Source organism: Acidisarcina sp. (genome assembly GCA_035539175.1).
GTDB lineage: Bacteria > Acidobacteriota > Terriglobia > Terriglobales > Acidobacteriaceae > JANXZS01.
Genome location: DATLIY010000007.1, coordinates 956,068 through 980,112 on the forward strand (window position 1 = coordinate 956,068; position 24,045 = coordinate 980,112).

Annotated in this window: 20 protein-coding genes; 7 read left to right on the forward strand and 13 right to left on the reverse strand. The window is 61.5% G+C overall.

Annotated features, from left to right (window positions below):
* The first annotated feature begins 267 nt into the window (after window positions 1-267).
* From VM554_06735 to VM554_06755, 5 genes are all read left to right on the forward strand, one after another.
* The gene (locus VM554_06735; GenBank protein ID HVJ08061.1) at window positions 268-1,602 is read left to right on the forward strand and encodes a DUF1015 domain-containing protein; all 1,335 of its coding nucleotides are present in this window, start codon (window positions 268-270) and stop codon (window positions 1,600-1,602) included.
* Window positions 1,589-2,440: an N-acetylmuramoyl-L-alanine amidase gene (locus VM554_06740; protein HVJ08062.1), complete on the forward strand. Its 852-nt coding sequence runs from the start codon at window positions 1,589-1,591 to the stop codon at window positions 2,438-2,440. Before VM554_06735 ends, VM554_06740 begins: the two co-directional genes overlap by 14 nt.
* A complete protein-coding gene (locus VM554_06745; protein HVJ08063.1) occupies window positions 2,437-3,036 on the forward strand; it encodes a GerMN domain-containing protein in 600 nt (199 codons plus the stop codon). The genes VM554_06740 and VM554_06745 overlap by 4 nt, the downstream gene beginning before the upstream one ends.
* On the forward strand, window positions 3,033-3,932 hold the full coding sequence (gene murI / locus VM554_06750; GenBank protein HVJ08064.1) for a glutamate racemase: 900 nt from the start codon (window positions 3,033-3,035) through the stop codon (window positions 3,930-3,932). Before VM554_06745 ends, murI begins: the two co-directional genes overlap by 4 nt.
* An 89-nt stretch (window positions 3,933-4,021) precedes the next feature.
* Window positions 4,022-4,789 (forward strand): enoyl-ACP reductase, encoded by a 768-nt coding sequence (locus VM554_06755; GenBank protein ID HVJ08065.1) that lies wholly within the window; start codon window positions 4,022-4,024, stop codon window positions 4,787-4,789.
* A gap of 204 nt (window positions 4,790-4,993) precedes the next feature.
* On the opposite strand, the gene tsaE is transcribed toward VM554_06755, so the two are convergent.
* The 7 genes from tsaE to murC form a co-directional block, all read right to left on the reverse strand.
* Complete coding sequence (gene tsaE, locus VM554_06760) at window positions 4,994-5,458, reverse strand: tRNA (adenosine(37)-N6)-threonylcarbamoyltransferase complex ATPase subunit type 1 TsaE (GenBank protein ID HVJ08066.1); 465 nt, start codon at window positions 5,456-5,458, stop codon at window positions 4,994-4,996.
* A 31-nt stretch (window positions 5,459-5,489) separates the two neighbouring features.
* A complete protein-coding gene (locus VM554_06765; protein ID HVJ08067.1) occupies window positions 5,490-7,094 on the reverse strand; it encodes an NAD(P)H-hydrate dehydratase in 1,605 nt (534 codons plus the stop codon).
* Between the two features lie 148 nt (window positions 7,095-7,242).
* The gene (locus tag VM554_06770) at window positions 7,243-8,481 is read right to left on the reverse strand and encodes a penicillin-binding transpeptidase domain-containing protein (GenBank protein HVJ08068.1); all 1,239 of its coding nucleotides are present in this window, start codon (window positions 8,479-8,481) and stop codon (window positions 7,243-7,245) included.
* Between the two features lie 247 nt (window positions 8,482-8,728).
* Window positions 8,729-10,204 carry a cell division protein FtsZ gene (gene ftsZ / locus VM554_06775; GenBank protein ID HVJ08069.1) on the reverse strand — a complete coding sequence of 492 codons (1,476 nt, stop codon included), beginning with the start codon at window positions 10,202-10,204 and terminating at the stop codon, window positions 8,729-8,731.
* A gap of 32 nt (window positions 10,205-10,236) precedes the next feature.
* On the reverse strand, window positions 10,237-11,454 hold the full coding sequence (gene ftsA, locus VM554_06780; protein ID HVJ08070.1) for a cell division protein FtsA: 1,218 nt from the start codon (window positions 11,452-11,454) through the stop codon (window positions 10,237-10,239).
* Window positions 11,451-12,542: an FtsQ-type POTRA domain-containing protein gene (locus VM554_06785; protein HVJ08071.1), complete on the reverse strand. Its 1,092-nt coding sequence runs from the start codon at window positions 12,540-12,542 to the stop codon at window positions 11,451-11,453. Before VM554_06785 ends, ftsA begins: the two co-directional genes overlap by 4 nt.
* Window positions 12,543-12,852: 310 nt before the next feature.
* Window positions 12,853-14,286, reverse strand: coding sequence for a UDP-N-acetylmuramate--L-alanine ligase (gene murC, locus VM554_06790; GenBank protein HVJ08072.1), 1,434 nt, complete (start codon window positions 14,284-14,286; stop codon window positions 12,853-12,855).
* A 296-nt stretch (window positions 14,287-14,582) separates the two neighbouring features.
* Here murC and VM554_06795 point away from each other — a divergent pair, with 296 nt between their 5' ends.
* Together VM554_06795 and VM554_06800 are read left to right on the forward strand one after the other, a co-directional pair.
* A complete protein-coding gene (locus VM554_06795) occupies window positions 14,583-14,966 on the forward strand; it encodes a hypothetical protein (protein HVJ08073.1) in 384 nt (127 codons plus the stop codon).
* Between the two features lie 290 nt (window positions 14,967-15,256).
* Window positions 15,257-16,006 (forward strand): hypothetical protein, encoded by a 750-nt coding sequence (locus tag VM554_06800; GenBank protein HVJ08074.1) that lies wholly within the window; start codon window positions 15,257-15,259, stop codon window positions 16,004-16,006.
* Between the two features lie 95 nt (window positions 16,007-16,101).
* Here VM554_06800 and murG read toward each other — a convergent pair whose 3' ends face one another.
* From murG to VM554_06830, 6 genes are all read right to left on the reverse strand, one after another.
* Window positions 16,102-17,208 (reverse strand): undecaprenyldiphospho-muramoylpentapeptide beta-N-acetylglucosaminyltransferase, encoded by a 1,107-nt coding sequence (murG, locus tag VM554_06805; protein ID HVJ08075.1) that lies wholly within the window; start codon window positions 17,206-17,208, stop codon window positions 16,102-16,104.
* Between the two features lie 5 nt (window positions 17,209-17,213).
* Window positions 17,214-18,308 carry a putative lipid II flippase FtsW gene (gene ftsW / locus VM554_06810; GenBank protein ID HVJ08076.1) on the reverse strand — a complete coding sequence of 365 codons (1,095 nt, stop codon included), beginning with the start codon at window positions 18,306-18,308 and terminating at the stop codon, window positions 17,214-17,216.
* The gene (gene murD / locus VM554_06815; GenBank protein HVJ08077.1) at window positions 18,293-19,666 is read right to left on the reverse strand and encodes a UDP-N-acetylmuramoyl-L-alanine--D-glutamate ligase; all 1,374 of its coding nucleotides are present in this window, start codon (window positions 19,664-19,666) and stop codon (window positions 18,293-18,295) included. Before murD ends, ftsW begins: the two co-directional genes overlap by 16 nt.
* Before the next feature lie 163 nt (window positions 19,667-19,829).
* Window positions 19,830-20,963 (reverse strand): phospho-N-acetylmuramoyl-pentapeptide-transferase, encoded by a 1,134-nt coding sequence (mraY, locus tag VM554_06820; GenBank protein ID HVJ08078.1) that lies wholly within the window; start codon window positions 20,961-20,963, stop codon window positions 19,830-19,832.
* Between the two features lie 137 nt (window positions 20,964-21,100).
* A complete protein-coding gene (gene murF / locus VM554_06825; protein HVJ08079.1) occupies window positions 21,101-22,489 on the reverse strand; it encodes a UDP-N-acetylmuramoyl-tripeptide--D-alanyl-D-alanine ligase in 1,389 nt (462 codons plus the stop codon).
* Window positions 22,486-24,003 (reverse strand): UDP-N-acetylmuramoyl-L-alanyl-D-glutamate--2,6-diaminopimelate ligase, encoded by a 1,518-nt coding sequence (locus VM554_06830; protein HVJ08080.1) that lies wholly within the window; start codon window positions 24,001-24,003, stop codon window positions 22,486-22,488. The genes murF and VM554_06830 overlap by 4 nt, the downstream gene beginning before the upstream one ends.
* Window positions 24,004-24,045: the final 42 nt, after the last annotated feature.

Genomic DNA, 24,045 nt, shown 5'->3' on the forward strand with positions numbered 1-24,045 from the left:
GTTCCTATATCGCGTGCCTTCGCTTTACCATCCTGTCCCCGTATATTTGGATGCGAAGAAAAAGGCCGCATGATGCCGGGGAAGGAACAGCACTCCAGCAGCAAAGTACGCCGCCCATGACGAGCAGGATTCGATCTGCGCACGCCGGAGTGGCATGCTCCAGCGTGGGCATCCGTCGCTGCGTTACAATCGAGCGAGCAAATTTTAACCCGTTGTAGATAGACCTTTTCCCGGTCCTTTACCCAACCCTGGAGTTCGATCCCTCGTATGGCCCGCATCTATCCATTTCGCGCTCTGCGCTACAATCCTGCACTGGTACGGCTGGAAGACGTGGTTACCCAGCCCTATGACAAGATCACTCCCTCAATGCAACAGGCGTACTACCAGCGCAGCCCCTACAACCTGGTTCGCATCATCCTCGGGCTGCCGGAATTGTTTGACACTCCGGAGGGCGAAAACGTTTATACCCGCGCAGCGAGAGATTTCTCCGAGTGGCGCCGGACGGGCATTCTGGTGCAGGACCAGACCCCTTCTATCTTTGCCTATACGCAGCGGTTTCCCGTCCCCGGAGGCAATGGAGCAGTATGCGAGCGCAAGGGATTCATCGCGCTGGGGAAGCTGTATGACTACAGCCAGCAGGTAGTCTTTCGCCACGAGCAGACTCTCGCAAAGCCAAAGTCGGACCGCCTGAATCTGCTGAAGGCAACGCATGCCCATTTCGGGCAGATTTTCATGCTGTACTCCGATCCGGCGCAGATGGCGGACAAGATTCTCTCCTCCGAAGATGCCAGCCCCGAGGCCGAAGTGACGGATGAATATGGTGTCTCGCATCGCATTTCCCGGGTCAGCGATCCGAACACGATCAACATTCTACTGAGCGCGATGGCGGACAAGAAGCTGATCATTGCGGATGGCCATCACCGTTATGAGACTGCGCTGGCCTACTCCAAGCAGCACGCTCCGGCGACGGCAGAAGGCAGCGAGCGCAGTTCGAATTCCCTGCCGCAGCCACCCTATCCGGAAGCGGCGGTGATGATGACGTTCGTCAACATGGATTCGGAGGGGCTGGTCATTCTGCCAACGCACCGCGTTGTGTTTGGGCTGGAGGGCTTCTCGCCAGCCGATTTTCTGGAGAAGGCAAAGCCATATTTCGACGTCGAAGCACTGAGCGAGAGCGACTCCGCCGCACTGCAGGCGCGGCTCTCCGCCGCGAGAAAAAATGGCACCGCGTTTATCGCCGCAACCACAGCGGGGAATTTTCTCTTGAAGTCGCGGCCCGCGGCAATCGCGGCTGCCCTGGCCGACGTTCCGGAGCGCCAGCGCCAGATGGACGTGGTGCAACTGCACTCCTTGGTGCTGGAAAAGCTGCTGGGGATTACCCCCCAGGCGATCCTGGAGCAGCGCAACCTGCGCTACCTGCGCGAGGGTGGTGAGGCAATCGAACAGGTAGTTCGAGGCGAGGCGAGCGTGGCCTTCCTGATGAATCCAGTGACCATAAACCAGATCCGTGAAGTAGCCTTTGCCGGTGACGTGATGCCGCAGAAATCTACCGATTTTTTCCCCAAGCTGCTGAGCGGGCTTACGATCTATGCCCTGGACTGAGCTGCGCCGGGCTAAGGAATCTGCGCGTGTTGCACCGGTAGCCAATATCGCAACCGGCAAGGCTCGCCTACGTTTCCGGCCCAGGGCCGTTCTGCCCCTCTTCCTTCTTGTATTGCTGGTCCTGAGCGGCGCGATTGCCGCTCCTGCGCAGCAGGCTCCAGCAGTGCAGAGCAAACCGGCTATTCCGGCGGCTCCGCTTCCCGCGCCATTTCCCTCCGCCCCTCCGCCGCCCGTGCAACCGCGTTTTCAGGTGGTGCTGGATGCCGCGCACGGAGGCAGCGATACCGGGGCGCGCCTGGGGGATCGCCTGCTGGAGAAAGACGTCGTTCTGGCTCTCTCGGTGCGGCTGCGGTCGATTCTGTCGGCGCGAGGCATCGCGGTGACCACCACGCGGGAGAGCGATGCAAATCTTACCGCGGTGAACCGCGCGGAGGCAGCAAACCACGCAGTAGCCGCCGCATGCATCAGCCTTCATGCCACCGCCACCGGCAGCGGCGTACACCTGTTTACCTCCTCTCTGGCGGCGACTCAGCCAGGAAGCCGCTTCCTTCCCTGGCAAACGGCACAATCCGGGTCCATAACCCAGAGCCTGCGATTGTCGTCGGAGATCAACTCCGCCATGGCGCACGCGCAGGTGCCGGTAAGCCTGGGCCGAACCTCTATCGAGCCGCTGGATAGCTTTGCCTGCCCGGCGGTTGCGGTCGAGGTTGCACCGCTGGCAGCAGTCAAGGGCAGCCCGGGAGCACCGCTGTCCGACGCCAGCTACCAGGCCCGCATTGTGGATGCGCTGGCCGGGGCCATCCAGCAGTGGCGGGAAGACTGGAGGCAGCAGCCATGATTCCGCGCTACCAGAAAATCATCTTCTGGGTTCTGTTGGGAGCGGCCATCCTGATGTCGGTCGTACTCATCCGCCTGCGCGAGCGCGCCCATGACCGCCTGCTTGCCACAGCGGACCAGATGCCGCTGAACGCTCCTGCCGCTGCGCCCGCAGAAACCGTGACCATGCTCGTCGCCAATGATGCCGATGGATCGCTGACCCCGGTAGATCAACAGATCGCGCTGCCGGAGGAGGCAGGGGCACGCGCCCGCATCCTGCTGCAGCGGCTTCTGGCCGGTTACGCCGAACCGCAATCCACGCACCACATCGGTGCCAGCGGCGGGGCTGGAGAGGTCTTCCTGATGCCGGTGCCGCGCCAGAAGGGGGAGATGGCGGTGGTGAACCTGAGCGGAGCCTTCGTCGACGGGCATCCCTCCGGCATTGAAACGGAGACGCTGACGCTGCTCTCCATCATTGGCACGCTCCACACCAACTTCCCGCAGATAACCCAGGTCCGCTTCCTGGTCGATGGACAGCCACGGGAGACGCTGGCTGGACATGCCGACTTGACGCGCGTGTATCTGGCAGAAGATAAATCCGTCGAGGTCCGCCGTTGACAGAACCAAGCTCGCCCGCCATCAGCCCTACAACCCTCGGCCCTTCAACTCTTGATCGCAATGGACCAGACCGCGGAGCTTCGCACAGCGGCCCCAGAATCGGCGTATTCGACTCCGGCTTTGGCGGCCTGACGGTTCTGAAGACGCTCCTGCCCAGCATTCCTGGTGCGCAATACATCTATCTGGGAGACACTGCGCGGCTGCCATACGGCTCAAAATCGCAGGCCACAATCGCCCGCTATGCCGTATCGAGCGCCCGCTTCCTGCTGGACCAGGGTGCGGAGTTTCTGGTGATCGCCTGCAATACCGCCAGCGCGTTGGCGCTCGAAGATATTCGCGCCGCCGTCCCCGTCCCGGTCCTTGGCGTCATCGAACCCGGCGTGAGCCAGGCGAAGAAGACTAGCCGCAGCGGCGACATCCTCGTGATCGGCACCGATGCAACGGTGCAGAGCCACGCCTACCGGACAGCCAGCCGCAACCTTGGCCTGAACGCGCTGGAGAAGGCATGCCCGCTGCTGGTGCCGCTGGTAGAGGAAGGCTGGGTCGGCCATCCGGTAACGGCGGAGGTGGTGCGGATCTACCTCTCCGAACTGGCCGCCGAGGCGTCAGCCGCGGGATTGTCGCCGGATACTCTGGTGCTGGGCTGCACCCACTACCCTCTACTGCGCCCGGTGATCGAAAAGACGGTTCCGTGGAACGTCGTCGATGCTGCGGAGATGACCGCCCTTGAAACGCGGCGGCAGCTTGCAGCGGTGGGCGCGGTTCCTGACGCCAGTGCCGGCCCGGCAACCAGCCGCTTCTTTGCTACCGACTCGGTGGCGAAATTCCGCCGCCTGGGCGCGGCATTTCTGGGGCAGCCGATGGGAGAGGTGGAGCTCGTCGATCTCGGTGGCTGATATTCTTATATGGTCGTGCGAGCGCGGCCAGAGCCCCGCCGTGTAAGACTAAATATTTTTATTTTTTGCAAGTGAAGGAGTTGGAAAGAATGATCAACCTTGAGGGGCGCACGGCGGTCGTCTTCGGATTAGCCAATAAGCGCAGCATCGCCTGGGCCATCGCCCAAAAACTGCACGCTAACGGCGTGAAACTGGCAATCAGCTACCAGAACGAGCGCCTGCGGAAGGACGCCGAGGACCTGGCAGCGGAACTGCCGGGCGCGGAACTCTTCCAGTGCGACGTATCCGTGGACGCCGAGATTGACAACCTGTTTGCCCGGCTGAAGGAGCGCTTTGGCAAGTTGGATGTGCTGGTGCACAGCGTAGCCTATGCTCCGGCGGAAGACTTGAAGAACGAGTTCGTGCAGACATCGCGCGAGGGCTTCCGGATCGCGCACGATGTGAGCGTGTATTCGCTGATCGCGCTGAGCCGCGCCGCAGCTCCCCTGATGACCGATGGCGGCAGCATTATCACCATGACCTTCCTCGGCGCGGAAAAAGTCATGCTGAACTACAACGTGATGGGCGTGGCCAAGGCAGCACTGGAGTCGACCGTGCGGTACCTGGCCTATGACCTGGGCAAGCACCGTATCCGCGTCAACGCGATTTCGGCAGGCCCCATCAAGACGCTGGCCGCTCGCGGCATTGGCGGACTGGGCGACATGCTGAAGCTGCATGCCGACCGCGCTCCGTTGAAGCGCAATGTCGAGCAGGCCGAGGTTGGAGATACGGCAGTGTTCCTGGCGTCGGATCTTTCCTCTGCGATCACCGGCGAGACGATCTACGTGGATTGCGGCTACAACATCATGGGATTTTAAGAAGCAGCAAGTCAGCCGAAGCAGTCAGCGAGTCAGCGAACGAGAGTCTGTATCGCTGACTGCCTCTCCGCTGCATGAGTGTGGACTTTGCGCCCGAGCGCCCCACCCTTGTCATCCTGAGCGAAGCGAAGGACGTAATCGCCCTCTTTGTCATCCTGAGCGAAGCGAAGGACCTGCTTCTCCCAGCGAAACAAAGGACCCACCCTAATCCTTCAGCGTGACGGTGATTTTGCGGGTATCGCCGCCGGTGGCTTCCAGGCGGATCTCGCCGTTGCTTCGCTTCAGCACGCTCTTGAACTTCTCTCCCCACTCCACCAGCACGATGCTGTCGGGTGTCGCGATGTCATCGAGACCCAGTGTTTCCAACTGGCGCTCGCCCTCAATGCGGTAGAGATCCAGGTGGTAAAGCAGCACCGGCTTTCCGTTGCGGGTGCCCTCAAATTCGTGGATGAGCGTGAACGTGGGGCTGGTGACCTCATCGGGGTCGGCAGCATCGAGGGCCTGGGCAATCCCTTTGACCAGCGTGGTTTTGCCGGTTCCGAGGTTGCCTCGCAGAATCAGAAACTTCGGGGGCACCAGCAATTTGGCCAGCTCGCGGCCCACCTGAATCGTCTCCGCACTGCTCGCTGACTCGAATTCGTAAACCTTGATGTCCGCCGTTTCCGCCATCGACTTCTCCACGTTCTGAGCAACTCTGCTTCTACTGCGTCCTGGTAACTGCTTCGCGACTGATCCCCTGTATCCAAACATACCCGTCTTTATCCTGAGGCCGAAAGCGAAATGCGTGAAATAGTGCTGCGATTATGTCCGTCGCCAGCAGCGTATGCTCGTCCTGTTCGCGCACGGCGAAGTCGGCGGCAAGCCCGTGGAGATAGACCGCAGTATTGACAGCGTTAGGGACGTCTTCAGGATACTGCGCGATCATCGCGGCGACAATGCCGGTGAGAACGTCTCCGCTGCCTCCCTTCGCCATTCCTGGGTTGCCGCTGGTGTTCGCGCTGATGCTCCCGTCGGGGTGCGCAACCAGGGTTCTATGCCCTTTCAGCACCAGGGTGACGGAGTGGCCCACGGCAAAATCCCGCGCCACTTCTTCACGCCGCTCCTGCACCTGGGGTATGGTCATGCCAACCAGCCGCGCCATCTCCCCCGGATGCGGAGTTAGAATCAGCGTGCGATCGCGTCCGTCCAGCAGATCCGTGTGCCCATCCGCGAATGCATTGAGCCCATCGGCGTCGATCACCATAGGCAGGCTGGTCTCGTTCAGCAAACCCATGGCGAAGTCCGCGGCCTCCTGCTCCCGTCCCAGACCGGGACCGAGGGCTACTACGGTCTTACGTTCCAGCAAGGGTTTGAGGTTGCCGGCTTCAAGGTTGCGACAGACGATTTCGCCATACTTCCCCTCGATCAACGGAGCCGTCATCAGCTCCGGAGTGACGCCCGCAACAGATGCCAGAATTGAATCGGGAATCGCCGCGGTAACCAGGCCTGCTCCGGCGCGCAACGCGGCCAGGGCGGCCATCGACGGAGCGCCCGATTTTCCCTTAGAGCCGCCAATCACCAGTACATGGCCGAAGGCTCCCTTGTTGCTCTCCACCGGGCGAGGCTGCTCGACGATCTTCTTGGAAGAGCCCGCCCAACTGAGATTGGCAGCGGACTGGATCGCATCGGACGGCGATCCAATAGCTGCGACCACGATGGGGCCACGCGTCAGATTGCCGAAAATATGTGCCGGCTTGGGTGCGGTAAAGGTGACAACCGCATCTGCGCGGAAGGCTCCCGGAGCCTGTAACAAGCGAGTATCCGCATCCCAGCCGCTCGGGAGATCGACCGCGACAACCGGAACCGCAGATGCGTTGATCATGGTGCCGACCTGGGCCGCAAGAGGTCGTAGCGGAGGCTTGAATCCGGTGCCCAGAACAGCATCTACAAACAACTGGGATTGATGAAAAAGATCCCTCACCTCGGGAGATTCAAGATCCGCCGCCTGGCGCACAACTGTCGGGGTCAGGCTCATCCGCCCCAGCATGGTACGAGCATCGCCCTTCACGTCGGCGGGATCGGCGAGCAGAAGAACCGAGACCTCGTGCCCGACACGCCGCAGCAGCCTTGCAGCAACAAAACCATCGCCGCCGTTATTGCCGCCTCCGCACAGCACAGTGATGCGCAGGTGGGCAGGATACTCACGCACAATAAACTGAGCTACTGCGGTTCCCGCATGTTCCATCAGAGTCAGCGAATCCACGCCAAACTGCTCCACCGTGCGCTGATCGGTGGAACGCATCTCGTCCGCGGTAAGGATCTTCATTGCACCTGAATGCTACCGCAAATCGCAAACATGGGGCACGCGGCGATCCGTAGACATCCGCTCCAATCAAACAACAAGGCCCTCAAATGAGGGCCTTGTTGTTACTACCTTGAGTATCACAAGCTGGATGCAAGCCAGGTGCAGAGGCTTATTGCGAAGCGCCGTTGAGTTCCTGCACTGCGGACTTCTCGGTAGCGGGGGACTTCGCAGCGAAGTAGCTGTGATCCCACAAATTACGGTAGAAATGCCCGGTAAGTTCGGCGGCCTTGGGTCCAAAGGTAGGCCGTCCGCCTTGCAGGAAGAAGACGGTGACAATGCGTCCGTATTGCGTATCCGCATAGGAGGCAAACCAGCCGTAGCGGGTGCCATTATTCGAGCAGGTTCCCGTCTTGCCCAACACCGGAAACTGGTTGAAGCTGGTCCGCAGAGAGCGGGCGGTGCCATACTGCACGGCGGCATGCATGCCATCGCTGATCTCGGGAATGATGCGCGCGATATCCAGCGTGCGCTTGACGCGCGGGTGGAAGTTGCTTACCTCTTCCGGTGAGGTGGGATGCTGCAGATAGTAGAGCGTTCCTCCGTTGGCAATGGCCGAAACCAGAGCGCCAAGTTGGAGCGGGGTCATGGAAACCCCTTCACCGAAGGAGCACATGCGGCCCACGCCGCCCTCACTGGCAGGAAGTTCCTGATCCGGATAGACACCGAGCTGTTCACCGGGAATGTTGTATCCGGCCAATTCTCCCAGGCCGAATTGATTGGCATAGTGGCGGACGCGCTCAAATCCAAGTCGGCGCCCGAGAGTCTCAAAATACAGGTTGTTCGAATGCGCCAGCGCCTGCGTCAAGTCCATGTGGTAGCTGCCGCCAAGATTCACCGGGGTGTCCTTGGTGATGATGCCTTCCTGAAGGGCCGCGAGCGCTACAGAAACCTTGATGGTCGAGCAGGGTTCGGCTCCGCTGCTGAGAGCCAGGTTCTGGTTCACCATCGCCAGGATGCGGCCCGTGTTGGGATCGATCGCGACCACGGTGCCGTTCATGTTGCCCAGCGCATCGATCGCGGCTGCACGAACCACCGGATCCTCGCCCTGTATCTGGTCGCCGTCGCTCACACCGTCTGCGAAGGAGTTGCCGGTAAACCGCTCATAGCTGCGGTGGCGGCGAATCGTGAGGCTGGCATTGCGCAGATGGGCCCGGCCGCGTCCCCTGCGGCTTGCCGCGGTACGGCTGCGGTGCTGCATATGTGCGATATTGCGCTGAACGCTGGTGGATTCCTGAATATGGGAACCCTTTGCTTTATGCGGAGAGGTGGCGTGGCGGGTATTCGCCAGCAACGCCAGCGGAGCCGCGCAGATCAGCAGTAAAAAAACCAATACGCCTATGCGTTTCATCAGTCGTCTCTTCTCCAGACGCCCAGGCACTCTGCATAAATCGTACGCACAGATACAACCGGGGAACATCCTACAAATATGGGACTCATGCCGAACCCACTTCGATTCAGCATTTAGCTTTGGAACAACACCACTCCCCATGTAAAACACTACTCCGATTGGAGTGATGCGGTCCGCAATCAAAAAGTAACTGCGGGCTGGTTACCATGTTGAGGTCGTGCTTTTACTATAACAATTCCGCGGTGACCTACAGGCCTCCGCGGCGCAGAAATGCAGGAATATCGAGGTTCTCGGCTCCCTGCTCCGAATCGGAATCACCAAAGATGCTGCGTGTCTCCCGGGGAAAGAGGTCGTGCTCTGCGGTGACGGCGGCTACCGGAATCTGGTTCTGTTCGACCGGCGCCTCAGCCCAGGGATCGGGATGCGCTTCAACATGCGGTTCCGCGAAAGGCTCGGCGATCCTCTCGGGTTGCACGGGGTGGGCCGGGGTCAAATCCTCCTCAACCAGGGGAGCCGGAGCGGCTGGCGCGGAGAATGCTTCCTCTGCGCTCGAGTGGGCCGGCTCCGCACTCACAAAGGCTGCGGAAGGCTGTGGTGCCTGTGCCGGAACAGGAGTCTCCATCCGCTGCTCCTCTTCCTCCGACATAAACCTCGCCGTGACCGGCCGTGGTTCCACCCGGACCTGCGGAACAAGCGAATGATCAGGATTCAGAGCGCCGCTAAGCAGCCGGACCCGGCGCTGCGGCATATCCTGGCGGAAGCCGGTGGCGATAACGGTGATCTTCACCTGTTCTCCCATCGACTCGTCCAGCACGGCACCGAAGATGATATTGGCTTCGTCATGCGCGGCGCTCTGGATCAGCGTGGAGGCCTCATTGACCTCGCTGAGCTTCAGGTTGCTGGAGCCGCTGATGTTGATAAGGATGCCCTTGGCGCCGTCGATCGCTCCCGCCTCCAACAGAGGCGATGCCATCGCAGCCTGGGCCGCCTCTACCGCGCGATTGCCGCCGCTAGCGATTGCCGTTCCCATCACCGCATAGCCCATGCCGGCCATGGTTGTCTTTACGTCCGCAAAGTCGCGATTGATGATGCCGGGGATAGTGATGATATCCGAGATGCCCTGCACGCCCTGGCGCAGCACATCGTCGGCGATCCGGAACGACTCAAAGAAGCCGGCGTCCTTGGCGACGACGAGCAGCTTTTCGTTGGGGATCACGATCATGGTATCGACGCTCTCGAGCAGTTCCTCCATGCCGCGTTCCGACTGGGCCATGCGGCGCTTGCCCTCAAAGAAGAACGGCCGTGTGATCACCGCCACCGTCAGCGCGCCCATTTCGCTCGCCAGCGAAGCAATGACGGGAGCCGCGCCAGTGCCTGTGCCGCCGCCGAGTCCGGCAGTCACAAAGACCATGTCCGCGCCTTCCAGCGCTTCGATGATCTTGTCGGAGTCTTCGAGCGCCGCACGCCGGCCCACATCCGGATTGGCGCCTGCGCCCAGACCGCTGGTGAGCTTCACGCCCAGTTGCAGCTTCACCGGAGCTTGCGACAACTGCAGCGCCTGCACGTCGGTGTTGGCCACGATAAACTCGACGCCCTCGACTTTGGCCGCAATCATGCGGTTGACCGCGTTGCCACCACCGCCACCCACGCCAATGACCTTGATCCTCGCTCCGCGGGGGATTTCGTCGTGATATTGAATACGAATTTCTTCTGACTGACTCATTGGCTCCAGCTCCTTCGGCTACCAGTTACTCTTTACAAACTACCAGCAAACATGGCGCGCAGCTTCGCGCGCAGGCCCTGATCTTCCGCCGCGCGCAGGATGCGGGTGCGATGGGTATACAACAGCATCCCGATAGTCGTCGCAAACTCCGGCTGCACAATCTCTTCCGGCATCTTCGATAACGGGACGGGGTAGCCCAGGCGGGCCGGCACGCGCAGCAGGCTCTCGGCTACATCCAGGAGCCCGGGGAGGCGCGATCCGCCTCCAGTAATGACGCAACCGGCGCCCATCGCTTCCAGGACGCCTCCCTGACGCAGGTTTTCGCGCAGCAGGTGGAAGAGCTCACGGGCGCGGGGCTCGAGGATCTCGCTGAGCAGGCGCTGGCGCACAATGCGCGGCGCATAGCCCTGAATTCCCTGCAATTCAATTTCTGCCTGTTGCGAGACGGAGGTGACGACCGCATTTCCGTAGCGGCACTTCAGCATCTCCGCCTCCTGCACTGGCACGTGCAGGCCAACCGCCAGATCGTTGGTGAAGTGATCTCCCCCCACCGGGATGACCGCGGTATGCGCGACCGACCCCTCAAAGAAGACCGCCAGTTCGGTCGATCCGGCGCCGATATCCATTACACACACGCCAAGCTCGCGCTCGTCGGGCGATATGGTGGCCTCGGCGGTTGCCACGGCTTCAAAGACTGTCTCCGTCACTTCGAGTCCGGCCCGGTTGGCGCAGGTGATGACGCTTTGCGACGCGCTGCCGGAGCAGGTGGAGATGTGCAGGTTCACCTCAAGCCGGTTGCCCACCATGCCGACAGGATCGTGAATCCCCGGCTGCTCATCGAGGATGAACTGCTGCGGCAGCAGGTGGAGAACTTCGCGGTCCGGCGGCAGGGAGACGGAGCGCGCGCGATCGATGGCGGCGCGCACATCCTCGCGGCTGATCTCGCGCAGGCGCGAGCCAAGGGTGATGCCGCCGCGACTGTTTACTCCGCGAACATGGGGACCGCCGATGCCGACCACGCACTGCTCTATGGTGCAGCGGGCACTGGCCTCGGCGAGATTGGCCGCCTTGGTGATGGCCTGAATCGCAGGCTGGAGTTCGGCAATGAGACCCTTTCGCATGCCGGCCGATTCCACGATGCCGTGGCCGCGGTAGCGCAAAGCGCCGTCGTTCAGGTCAGCGACCAGAACACGGATGCGGCTGCTGCCGACATCGAGCACGGTGATCAGGCTATCGGGTCGTTCACTCATCGGTGACCTGCCGGGGTTGAGGTTTTGGCATGCGCCTTCCGTGGGGCCGGCGTGCTGTGCGGCTTCACGGCCTTCCGCACGGGCTGCGCTTTCGTCTCGGGTACCTGCCGGGGAGCCGGCTGGGCATTCTTTTCCATCTCCAGGACTACCTGATGCTCATAACGCAGGTCCACCGCCGCCAGGTGGGGATACTGCTGACGCCACTCCGGCAGATGAGCCTTGTAATTCCTATATCGGCTGAGAAACTTATCTTCTCCAAAGTGGGCAAGAACATCCGAGCCGCGCTCCGGCATGAGGACCTTTACATCCTCAGGATCGGTCAGATCCACTTCGCTCAACTGCTCGGAGACCTTTTCCCCGCCCGAGTCGAGATCGGCGACAAATCGCTGGTAGAGCTTCATGCGGGCCGCACGGATAGAGAGCGGGTCGGTGGCCTCGATTCCGGTAACCACCGGGAAGGAGAAGTGTCTCGCGGCGAGGACCGAAGGCGGCATGGAGAGGAGCACTCCGTTGCGATCCACCAGGCCGATGCCATTGCCGTGGCGCACGAAGGCGATGGGGGTACGCTCGACGATGGAGATACGCAGTTGATTGGGCAGCAGGCGCATCACCGTGGCGTGCTCTACCCAGGGCAGGCGTTCGAGATCAGCCCGCCGTTCCGCCATGGGGATAAAAAAGACATTCCGCCCAATATCGCTGCCAAAGACGGAAAGCAGTTCCGCACGCGTCACTTCGCTGTTCCCCAGGATCTGAATGTTGGAGGCGCTATCGATGCGGAAGCGCGGGTCGTGCCGGAAAAAGTCGCGCACGGCGAGTCCAAGCATGACGAGCAGCACCAGACCGGCGATGACCGCGAAACCAACCGCAATCCGGGCGATCCGATTTTTGGGCAGCAGGCCCCGGCGCACAGGCACACGCCTGCGCGAGCGGAGAAACGATTCTCCGGGGTCCGTCTCCACCTCATCAATGGGCAGAGGAAGCTCAGGCCGCGGTCGGGACGAAGCTGCTGCCGGACGATAGAACGAGTCCAGCGGCTCGTCTTCCGCGAGCGCCGATGCACGGCTTGTATATCCTTCGATTTTTGCCACGCCCTGAGCAAGGTCGTGAGAGTCGCCAGTCCCGAATATAACGCGGGGTGTGGGGCTTCTTCACGTTGAATTTCAGTGGCGAACCTCGGAGGGTATCTCCGGTGACAGCAGGGAGTCATCAGGAATCAATGCCAGAAGCAGGGGGATGGCTGCGCGTCCTGGCTCCCTCCCGGACGAGATCGCGGCAGTTGCCCCGGGCACGCAGACCTTATTCTACCAGCGCTATGCGGGCTTTGTTTTACCAGCGCTATGCGGGCTTTGTTTTACCAGCGCTATGCAGGCTTTGTTTTACCAGCGCGCCGCGCAAACCTTATTTCTGTCCGAGAGCTTTCCCCGCCGGAGCCGGCTGGAGGGCGTCGAGAACCTTCGCGCCCAGTTGGGAGACACTCCCCGCGCCGAGGGTAAGAATCACGTCGCCCTCCGTTGCCTGGGAGACGACGCGGCTCACCGCCTCATCGAAGGATGGAGCGTACTGGACCGATGGGCGGCCGATGGCCTTGACCAGCGCCGGCGCATCCACTCCGGCAATCGGTTCTTCGCTGGCGGCGTAGATATCGAGTATCTGCACGCTGTCCGCATCGTCGAACGCCGAGGCAAACTGAGGCATCAGGTCGCGGGTCCGGGTAAAGCGGTGCGGCTGGAAGAGAACGTAGATTCGCTTGTAGCCGCATTCGCGCGCTGCGGCAAGCGTGGCGCGGATCTCGGTGGGATGATGCCCGTAGTCGTCGATCACGGTGACTCCGCGAACCGAGCCCTTCCACTGGAAGCGGCGATCGACTCCGCGATAGCCGGCCAGGGCGGAAACAATCTGCGGAGCGGGGATCTCAAGCTGCGTGGCAATGGCGATGGCAGCGGTAGCGTTCAGCACGTTATGCCGGCCCGGCACATGCAGTTCGAATGGCCCCAGCACCGTGCCACCCACCACAACCTCAAAGCGGGAGCGCACGGTGGAAACGGAATCCTCCCCCGATGCGGGCAGTTTGGTCGCAGCGTCCAGCGGCAGCATGCGAACAACAAAATCGGCCTCGGGTGTCGAGCCATAGGTGAACACGCGGCGCTCCACGCGCGGCAGAATCGAGGCCAGCAGCGGATTGTCCAGGCAAACCGTGCAGCTTCCATAGAAGGGCACGCGGTTCATAAAGGTGACGAACGCGTTCTCGACATCGGCCATGTCCCGGTAGCAGTCCATGTGCTCGCGGTCGATGTTGGTGACCACGGAAAGGATGGGAGAAAGCTTGAGGAAGGAGCGGTCGCTCTCATCGGCCTCCGCCACCAGGTACTGGGACTTGCCCAGACGGGCGTTGGAGCCGAGAGCGCCGACCCGTCCCCCGACAACGACGGTGGGATCCAGCCCGCCCCCGGCGAGGACGACTGCGACCATCGAGGTGGTTGTCGTCTTGCCATGCATTCCGGCAATCGCGATGCCGTACTTGAGCCGCATCAGCTCGGCCAGCATCTCGGCCCGCTGAATCACCGGAATCTTACGCGCGCGGGCCTCGACCACCTCGGGATTGTTCTCGTGGACTGCGGAGCTGGTGACGACCACCCCGGAGCCGACGACGTTGGCTGCGGCGTGGCCTTCAAAAACCGTTGCTCCAAGCGATACCAGGCGGTCGGTAATCGCGGTCCGGCGCAGGTCGGAGCCAGAAACAGGATAGCCAAGGGTAAGCAGGATCTCGGCGATACCGCTCATGCCGATTCCACCGATTCCGATAAAGTGCACGCGTTGCGATTTAGCGAACATAGGTCCAAGGAATGGAAATCTTCCCTACTGTATCAGCGCGGGCGATGTGGATCGAGAGTTGGAGCGGGCGCGGCACTCGCTAGACCACTCCCGCTGTGCCATATGGCGCAACACAAAACACGCAGAAAAGATGTGGTTCTTTTCGTTGGAGATGCACCCGGGAGCCCCGCGACAATTTCAGAAAAGCGTGTTTCCACAGATACAGAGTTTGCCGAAGACCCAGCAAAACAAAGGGTCGACAGTAGACCGGCCCCAGGGCTTTGCGGTTTGGGGGCAAGCAGTACAGGAGGTTTCCAATGCGTGCATTCCGTCCTTTGATTCTTGCTAGCGCAATCCTTGCCGGCGGGCTGATGATGGCCAGCAGTGCGACCGCCCAGGCTGGTGTTCGCGTTTACGTAGCGGCGGGGCCCGCAGGACCCGGCTACTATGCCGACGGCGGTTATCCTGCGCCTTATCCCGGCTGTCGCTGGGTTCCGGCCTATACCGACGCCTATGGAAACTACTATCCGGGTCAGTGGATAGCGATCCAGGGCCGGGGAGACCATGAGTGGCGCGAACACGAGCAGCGGGAACACGAATGGCGCGAGCACGAATGGCGCGAACATGAAGGCGATCGCGGCTACGGCTATCGCGAAGGGCGTCGCGAGTGGCGCCACGGCGATGAGGACGGAGACAGGTAAACCATAGAAATCTATGCTTTTGGGGTATTGCGGCGAGGTAACCCGAAAGCCCTCCAATTCGAATTGCGCGGATGCACCGAAATTCCCGCGGTGCGCCGCGCAACTCCTGAAACGAAACCGCAACTTTTGCACCGGAACATGGTTAACTAAGGAGTAGATATTCGATGCGGCTTTGCGCGACTCCTTCGCCATCCAGGCGTCGAGCTGACGAGGTCACAGAGGTTAGGGTATCGATGGTTGCAAGGCACGCGTCCCCATGAATCTGCACAAGGGCGCGAGGGGGTTCCGCGATGCGCCTTCTTCGATTGGCTGTATTGGTCGGCTTGTTTACTATCCCGATATTGCACGCACGGGCACAGGTCTCGGTTGGCGTTGGCGTAGGTGTGCCGGTTGCGCCTGCGGTTGTGTATGGCCCGCAGGATTACGACGATGACGACTATTACGGCTCGCCGGTCTATTACGGCCCGCCGGTCTGCGACTGGGGATATTACCCCTATGCTCCCTATGCCTGCGCGCCCTATGGATATTACGGCCCTAGCTGGTTCGTAGGCGGCCTCTTTATTGGCGCAGGCCCCTGGTATGGGTGGCATGGCGGCTATGGCGGCGGATACTATCGCCGCAGCTACTACCACGACGGATATGGCGGGGGCTATTACAACCGCGGATATTATGGCGGCGGTGGATATGGACGTGGATGGAACCACGCTCCGGCACGCGCGATACCGGACCATCGCGGCAGCTACAATCGCGGTGGATACGGCAATGGATATATGCAATCGCCGGGCTCAACCCGCATGCCGTATGTTGCCAACCGTGGTCCGATGAATGGGTACGGCGGACGTGGCAATTATGGCGGCGGCTATAGCGGATCGTATGGTGGCGGACGCGGGAACTTCGGTGGTGGTGGCCGTAGCTTCGGCGGCGGTGGCCATAGCTTCGGCGGCGGCGGCGGATTCAGCGGTGGCGGCCATAGCTTCGGGGGTGGCGGTGGTCACGGCGGAGGCTTTGGCGGAGGCGGCCACGGTGGTGGACACCGCTAAACCAATCAGGAAACTCCAGTCAAAGGCTCACTCCCCGGAGTGGGCCTTTTGATTGTGGGACAGGATTTGGCCCGTCTCTAAGATTTGAGCTGTCTTTACGATTTGGCCCGCTTCCCGGCGAGCGCATCAATCTTCTCGGCGATCCGCCTGGCGGCTTCCGGATGCGCCAGAGACCGCGCCCGTTCGCCCATTTTGAGCAGCCGGTCCGGGCTCCGCAGCAGATCGAGCAGTGCGGCGAGCAGGTGCTCGGGAGTGACGTCCTTTTCCAGCAGCAGAACAGCCGCTCCAGCGTCTGCCAGCACCTCGGCGTTTTTGCGCTGGTGGTCGTCGGCAGCAGCGGCAAATGGAACCAGCAGCGCAGGCCTGCCAGCCGCAGCCAGCTCGGCCACGGTACTGGCTCCGCTACGAGACAGGATCAGATCGGCCAAGGCGAACTGATCCGGCATGTCCTCCAGAAAGGGCTGGACCTGCCAGCGCTCGGGTGGCGCACCACTGGCGGCGTAATCCGCCTGGGTCTGCGCGGCATGGCGTGCCCCGGCCTGATGCATGATGGTGAGGGTCGGCAAGGCCGCCAGTAACTGGGGCGCTATTGCTGCCATATGCTGATTGAGCACGCGGCCACCCTGGCTTCCGCCAAAGACCAGCAGCCGCGGCGATGCGCCAGCGCCTTTACGCGGAATCGAGAAAAATTCCGCTCGAACCGGAATGCCGGTGACCTCCGCATTGCGAAACCAGGCCGCGGCGGGAGGAAAATTGACGGCGGCAGCGTTGACCCATTTGCCAATCAGCCGGTTGGCCAGGCCTGGAGCGGCATTCGGCTCAAAAGCCAGCGTCGGGACCCGGCTGAGAATCGCGGCCATCATCGCCGGGCCGGAAGCATAGCCTCCAACGCCGACGACGGCGTGAGGCCGAAACTCCCGCAGCAGAGCGAAGCAGCGTGCAAGACCCAGTGGGAGATCGAGCAGCGTACGCAGGCGCGTCCTGAGGCTGACATTTTTGAGCTGGCCGACCTGGATCAACTCCAGGCGATACCCTGCCTGTGGGACCAGCCGCGTCTCCAGACCGCGCGAGGTGCCCACAAAACGCACTTCGGCGTGAAAGCGATCCTTGAGTTCGCGGGCGATGGCGAGCGCGGGGATGATGTGGCCTCCGGTGCCGCCGCCCGCGATCAGAACGCGGAGTCCTTCATTCCCTTCCGCCATCGCGATCAGTCGATCTCCCGCGTAATGTTCAGCAGCACGCCCATGCTGGCCAGCATGATGAAGAGCGACGTACCCCCGGAAGAGATGAACGGCAGCGGAATGCCCTTGGTGGGCACCAGCGCGAGCACCACGCTGATGTTGAAGAAGGCCTGGATCAGCACGGTGCAGGTAATTCCGAAGGCGAGAAAGCGGGCGAAGGGGTCCTTGGAGAGGATGGCTGCGCGCAATCCCCGGCATCCCAGCGCGACGAACAGGGCTACGAGGATCAGCGCGCCGATCAGCCCCAGTTCCTCCGCAATATTGGCAAAGATGAAGTCGGTATGCGGCTCCGGCAGGTAGAAGAGCTTCTGACGGCCCTCCATGTACCCCAGGCCGTGCAGGCCGCCGGTGCCCACCGCAATGAGCGATTGAATGGTGTGGAAGCCGCTGCCCTGCGGGTCCGCCTCAGGGTTGAGAAATGCCAGCATACGGGCGCGCCGCCACGGCACACGGAAGAGAAGCCAGTAGAGCACCGGTGCAGCCGCGAGCACGGCATACCCGAGATACTTCATCTCCATTCCGGCAAGGTAGAGCATGAGCGCAGTAACCCCGGCGCATACCAGCGCCGTGCCGAGGTCCGGCTCCTTCACAATCAGCGCGATAAAGATGAGGCTGGGCATGGCTGCGGGGATCAGCGTATTCCGCCAGTCGTGGATCGACTGCATCCGGTTCTGCAGGAACCATGCGAGAAAGAGCACCAGCGCGGGTTTCGCAATCTCCGACGGCTGAAAGGTGAAGAAGCTGCCGAAGCGAATCCAGCGATGGGTGGCATGCGAGCCCGGCACCAGGAAGACGCCCAGCAGCAGCAGAGTGCAGATGGCAATGAGTGGAAAGACGACCTGAGTGCGGTTCAACACGCGGTAGTCCATCTGCATCAGTCCGGTCATGGCGACCAGACCGAGCAGGGCCCACAGCGCCTGTTTCGTCACAAAAGTATAGGGCGAACCGAAGCGCTCCTTTGCCATGACGGCGGAAGCGCTAAAGACCATCACCAGCCCGATCACGACCAGCAAAAGCGTAACGCCGAAGAGCCATTTGTCTACGCCTACGCGTTTTGCCATATACCGCGGCGCTCCAGCACTAGGTCTTTGAACACCTGCCCACGGTGCTCATAGTTATCGAACTGATCGTAGCTGGAGCAGGCAGGAGCCAGCAGCACCACATCCCCCGGCACGGCCTGGCTGCCTGCGCTCTGAAGGGCCTCCTTCAGCGTGTGCGCGGAGACAATCGGCACCGTGCCGCGGATCTGCGTTTCAATCTTCTCCGCCGCGGCGCCGATGGTGTACACCTTCTTGACGCGCTGCCGCAGCAACTGGTGGAGGAGAGTGTAGTCCGAGTTCTTATCCTTGCCGCCGAGGATCAGGTGAATGTTGCCGGGGAACGACTCGATGGCTTTGATGGTCGCGTCCACGTTGGTCGCCTTGGAATCGTTGTAGTAGTCGACCCCATCAATTTTGGCGACAAACTCCAGGCGATGCTCCACCGCCTTGAAGCTCGCAACCGCAAGTCGAATCGCTTCCGGGCTGGCTCCGGCAAGACGCGTAGCACACACGGCGGCGAGTACATTCTCCACGTTGTGCGCGCCCTTCAGGTGGATCTCGGATAGCGGCAGAATTGCCTCCGGCTGCAGCCCCGCTCCCCCCTGAAAGAAAATTTTGCCATCGCTGAGATAGGCTCCCTGCTCGACAGGCTGGCGGCGGCTGAACCAGAAAATGCGGGAGTGGGCGCGGGAGGCCGCCTGGGCAGTTCGCGGATCATCGGCGTTGAGCACCAGGCTATCCTGCGCATCCTGCTTCAGGAAAATTCTCTCCTTCGCCATCGCGTAATTTTCAAAAGTACCGTGGCGGTCGAGATGATCGGGGGTAATGTTCAGTATTACGGCAATCTCGGGGTGAAACTCCTGCGTCGATTCCAACTGAAAGCTGGAAACCTCAAGTACAGACCAGCCATCGGCGCGGCTCTGCTCTACCAGCGAGATGACGGGAACTCCAATGTTCCCTCCCACCTCGACCGGGAGCCCGGCGGCCTTGAGGATCTCTCCGCAGAGGGTCGTCGTCGTGGTCTTGCCATTGGAGCCGGTGATGGCCAGCGTCTTCCCTTTGAGATAGAGCGAGGCGAGCTCCAGTTCCCCGAGAACCGGATGGCCAAGCGCCTTTGCCTGGGCCACCTCCGGCGTATTCAGGGGCACACCGGGGCTGACGACGATCATATCCTGCCGCCGGAAGGTGAGCAGCCCGTGGCCGCCCGCTTCGACGGCAATGCCTTCTTCGAGCAGTGCGGGAATCTCCTTGGCGAGAGCCTCCGCGCTACGCATATCGGAGACGGTGACCTGCGCTCCATGGTGACGGAGAAACAATGCCGCCGCGAGACCCGACTTCCCTAATCCGACGACCAGAACTTTCTTACCCTTGAGTTCCATAGCAACCTGCGTTTTCCGCCATGGCCCGATAACCGGGCCAATTCATTTTCCCACGTAGACAATATCGCGCTTGGGGCACTTTCTCTTTTACTCTTTTGATCCGATTCTGTGCAGATCTTCGTGGCCGGACTTCGATCCGGCCCCCCGTTGCACCAGAAACGCCTTACCGGAGCTTCAGCGTGGTAAGTGCAAAGAGCGCAAAGATCAACGCCCCTATCCAGAAACGCACAATCACTTTCGACTCCGACCAGCCCATCAGTTCGAAATGATGGTGAAGCGGAGCCATCTTGAAGATTCGCTTTCCCCGAAGCTTGTAACTGCCCACCTGCAGAATGACCGACAGGCCCTCCAATACGAAGATGCCGCCAATGAAGGGCAGGAGCAGCTCCTGCTTAATAATGACCGCCACCGTACCAATCGCGCCACCCAGCGCCAGCGATCCTACATCGCCCATGAAGATCTCCGCGGGATGAGCGTTATACCAGAGAAATCCAATGCTTGCGCCAACCATCGCACCGCAGAAGACGGTAAGCTCGCCGACCATCGGCATGCGCTGCAGCTCCAGATAATCGGAAAAGACCACATGGCCGCTCACGTAGGTAAGCACGGTGAGCGCGCCAGCCGCGACGATGGTGCATCCGATGGCCAGCCCATCCAGACCATCGGTAAGGTTGACCGCGTTACTGGAACCGACGATGACGAACGTTACAAAAACGATGAAGGGCAGAAACGCCAGCAGGCCCAGGTGGGGAATGCCGCCGAGCGCATGGATCGCCAGATCGGGACGAAAGCGCTTCACAAACGGCACCATCAGGTGGGTGGAGTAGCTGCCGCGTTGCTGCATCAGCACCAGCACAACGGCAATAGCTACGCTCACCAGAATCTGATATCCCAGCTTGGCGCGGGCAGTCAGCCCCAGGTTTCTGCGATGAATCACCTTGATGTAGTCATCGGCAAATCCGATTGCGCCGAAAGCCAGCGTCGCCAGCATCACCAGCCAGACCAGAGGGTTGCTGAGATCGGACCAGAGCAGCGTGGGCAGCAGGATGGCGATACCGATGAGAATCCCCCCCATGGTAGGGGTTCCCGCCTTCTTCTGGTGCTCTTTCGGGCCATCCTCGCGGATGTACTGGCCGATCTGGAACTCGCGCAGCTTCTCAATAACGTAGGGCCCGATGAGCAGCGCGATCAACAACGCCGTGAGGCTGGCGAACGCGGTACGAAACGTCAGATACCGGAAGATTCGGAAGGGTCTGAAGTAGGGAAACAGCTTTTGATAAAGCAGCCAGTAGAGCAAACTTCCTCCGGCAAAACATGCAGGTTCTCGACCATGCCTCCCCGTGGGGGAAGCAACGACATTGGACAGTAGATTCGCCTATCTGCCTATCTGCCTATCTTAGCAAGCAGCCACAGGCAGAGGGCGGCTCGCGGACTTCATTTCTTCTCCGATTGCAGAGCGGTAAGCGCCTGCTCCAGCCGGACGCCTCGCGAAGCCTTGAGCAGCACGGCATCTCCCGGCTGCAATTCCGCGCGCAGCCATGCACCGGCCTCGGCGGGGGATTCGACGAAGAGCGCCTCGGCGCCGGCCCGACGGGCGCCTTCCACCAGAAAGCGGGCATTCCCACGCACACCGAGGACCATCGTGATGCCTGCGGCTGCGGCCTCCGCACCACATTCCCGGTGCATCTCCGGCCCTCCGGGTCCAAGCTCGAGCATCTCTCCAGCGACGAGAATCCTGCGCTGGGCAGGCATCGCGGCAAGGGCATGGATCATCGACTTCAACGCTTCGGGATTGGAGTTATAGGAATCGTTGATGATGCGGGCACCGGCAATCTCCAGGGTCTCCCCGCGTTTGTCTCCCGGCTGCAACTCCGACACGGCGCTGGCGCACTCCGCAAGCGGGATTCCCGACTCCAGACCGACGGCTATCGCAGCCAGAACATTGGTCACATTGTGCCTGCCAATCAAGTGCAGCCGCACCGGGGCGCTGTGGGATTCGGTCTGCACCTCAAACTCCAGCGAAACGCCACCCGGCTCCTGAATCGAGATTGCCCGCGGACTCGCAGAAGGCCCCGTGCCGAAGTAGACGGCCTTTCCGTGGAAGTCGCGGCCAAATTGCGAGACGTAGCGATCATCGCAGTTGAGGAACGCGACGCCGTGCGGCGGAAGAGCCTGAATCAGCTCAAACTTGGCGCGGGCGATACCGGCAATGCCATCTCGAAAATTCTCCGCATGCGCGCTGCCGACGTTGGTCACCACGCCCCAATCCGGAGCAGCGATGTGGGCCAGCTCTGCAATCTCTCCCGCATGGGACATGCCCATTTCGATGACTGCGACCTGGTGCTCCGGCTGCAAGCGAAGCAGTTGCAGGGGCAGGCCGAAGCCGTTGTTGAGATTGCCCTGCGACTTCAACACGCGGAAGCGGCGGCCAAGCACCTGTGCGATGGCGTCCTTGGTTGTCGTCTTGCCCGCGCTTCCGGTGACGCCAATAACGCGCCCGGCCCAATGCCTGCGCACCGCCGCCGCCAGCATCTGCAGAGCAGCCAGTGGAGAGGGAACCAGCAGGAGCGTGTAGTCGGGATCAAGATCGCGAAACTCCTCAGCGCGGGCGGCCGAGATCACCGCCGCCCGTGCACCGCGATCCAACGCGTCACGCACGAAGTCGTGTCCGTCGAAGCGATCTCCTCGTATCGCGAAGAAGAGGTCTCCGGACTCCAAGGTACGCGAGTCGATCGAATAGCCGGTGGCCCAGGAGCCAGCCGCACTCTGTGGGAGGAGAGTGCCGTCTACCCACGCAGCGATCTGCACCAAGCTGAGGTTCATCTTTGCACTGCCTCCGCGCTATATCCCAGATCCGCGAGAGCCTGTGACGCGACGGCTGCATCCTCGAACGGCACCGCGCCACCGGCCAGTATCTGCACCTTCTCATGCCCCTTGCCGGCGAGCAGCACAATGTCTCCCGCCCTGGCCGCGTTGACGGCCAGATGAATGGCTCGCGTGCGATCAGGTTCCGCCTGATACTCTACGCCAGTCTGCTGCAATCCCGGCAGAACATCTGCCAGGATCGCCTCCGGCTCTTCGCTGCGGGGATTGTCGGAGGTGAGCACAACGAAGTCGCTGCCCTCACCCGCCGCACGGCCCATCAGAGGCCGCTTGGTGCGATCGCGATCTCCTCCACAGCCGAAGAGCGTAATCACGCGGCCACCCGTCGTTGCCACAAATTCGCGGGCCAGGGCCGTCAGATTTCGCAGCGCATCGTCGGTATGCGCATAATCCACCACAACCGTGAAGGGCTGGCCGCGATCGACGGTCTGGAAGCGCCCCGGAACGCAGGCCAGCGCGGCGGCGCCTTCGGTGACCTGCTGCGGCTTCAATCCGCGAGCCAGCGCGGCGGCAGCGGCAGCCAGCAGATTCTGCACATTGACCCTGCCGGTAAGGCGCGTGCGAATCGGGATGCTTCCGCCGGGCGTCTGCATGGAAAACGACATGCCATTCGGCGCCATCTGCAAATCATCGGCACGAAAATCCCCCTGTTGCAGGCCGTAGGCAAAGACCTCGGAGCCAGCAGCACGCGCGATCTCCGCCAGCCGCACGCCGTATGGATCCTCAATATTGAGCACAGCAACCCGCGGCACCGCGGCCTGCGATCCGTCAAACAGCTTCGCCTTCGCGGAGAAGTACTTTTCCATGGTCCGGTGATAGTCGAGGTGGTCGCGCGTCAGATTGGTAAAGATCGCCACGTCGAAGCCTATGCCAAAGACCCGTCCCTGCTGCAAGGCATGCGAGGACACCTCCATGACCGCCTCGGTGGCTCCTGCCGCCACGCCCGCGGCAAACAGCTCCAGCAGATCGCGAGATTCGGGAGTGGTGTGGGGCGACGGTCGAACCTCCCCGGCAACGTGGTACTCGATGGTGCCGACCAGGACGGTCGTGCGCCCTACGGCGTTCAGCATCGCGTCCAGCAGAAAGGCCGTAGTGGTCTTGCCATTGGTGCCGGTAACTCCGCTCAGGGCCAGCTTCTTCTCCGGATGGCGGAAGAAATTGGCAGACAGGGCTTCGAGAGCAGGACGTCCGCGCTCGACCTCCGCTACGGCTAGATCAGATGCATAAATCTCCAGATGATCGAAGGCCTCACCGGAGTCGGTGACGACCGCGACGGCACCCGCGGCGATGGCCTTCTTCAAGTACTGGTTCCCGTCCGTCGTGCCGCCCTTCATCGCGACAAACAAGGAGCCCGGACGCACTCGCCGCGAGTCATACTCCACCCCGGAGATCTCCGTATCCCCTCCGCGACGCAGCACAAATTCCACACCGGATAACAATTCATCGAATTTCATAGGAAAGGTGATTCTAAATGGAATTCAGCAAAAGAGCGGTTC

Coding starts and splice junctions, on each gene's coding strand:
- VM554_06735 (HVJ08061.1), top strand. CDS start 268: ATGGCCCGCATCTATCCATTTCGCGCTCTGCGCTACAATCCTGCACTG.
- VM554_06740 (HVJ08062.1), top strand. CDS start 1,589: ATGCCCTGGACTGAGCTGCGCCGGGCTAAGGAATCTGCGCGTGTTGCA.
- VM554_06745 (HVJ08063.1), top strand. CDS start 2,437: ATGATTCCGCGCTACCAGAAAATCATCTTCTGGGTTCTGTTGGGAGCG.
- VM554_06755 (HVJ08065.1), top strand. CDS start 4,022: ATGATCAACCTTGAGGGGCGCACGGCGGTCGTCTTCGGATTAGCCAAT.
- tsaE (HVJ08066.1), bottom strand. CDS start 5,458: ATGGCGGAAACGGCGGACATCAAGGTTTACGAATTCGAGTCAGCGAGC.
- VM554_06765 (HVJ08067.1), bottom strand. CDS start 7,094: ATGAAGATCCTTACCGCGGACGAGATGCGTTCCACCGATCAGCGCACG.
- VM554_06770 (HVJ08068.1), bottom strand. CDS start 8,481: ATGAAACGCATAGGCGTATTGGTTTTTTTACTGCTGATCTGCGCGGCT.
- ftsZ (HVJ08069.1), bottom strand. CDS start 10,204: ATGAGTCAGTCAGAAGAAATTCGTATTCAATATCACGACGAAATCCCC.
- ftsA (HVJ08070.1), bottom strand. CDS start 11,454: ATGAGTGAACGACCCGATAGCCTGATCACCGTGCTCGATGTCGGCAGC.
- murC (HVJ08072.1), bottom strand. CDS start 14,286: ATGTTCGCTAAATCGCAACGCGTGCACTTTATCGGAATCGGTGGAATC.
- VM554_06795 (HVJ08073.1), top strand. CDS start 14,583: ATGCGTGCATTCCGTCCTTTGATTCTTGCTAGCGCAATCCTTGCCGGC.
- VM554_06800 (HVJ08074.1), top strand. CDS start 15,257: ATGCGCCTTCTTCGATTGGCTGTATTGGTCGGCTTGTTTACTATCCCG.
- murG (HVJ08075.1), bottom strand. CDS start 17,208: ATGGCGGAAGGGAATGAAGGACTCCGCGTTCTGATCGCGGGCGGCGGC.
- ftsW (HVJ08076.1), bottom strand. CDS start 18,308: ATGGCAAAACGCGTAGGCGTAGACAAATGGCTCTTCGGCGTTACGCTT.
- murD (HVJ08077.1), bottom strand. CDS start 19,666: ATGGAACTCAAGGGTAAGAAAGTTCTGGTCGTCGGATTAGGGAAGTCG.
- murF (HVJ08079.1), bottom strand. CDS start 22,489: ATGAACCTCAGCTTGGTGCAGATCGCTGCGTGGGTAGACGGCACTCTC.
- VM554_06830 (HVJ08080.1), bottom strand. CDS start 24,003: ATGAAATTCGATGAATTGTTATCCGGTGTGGAATTTGTGCTGCGTCGC.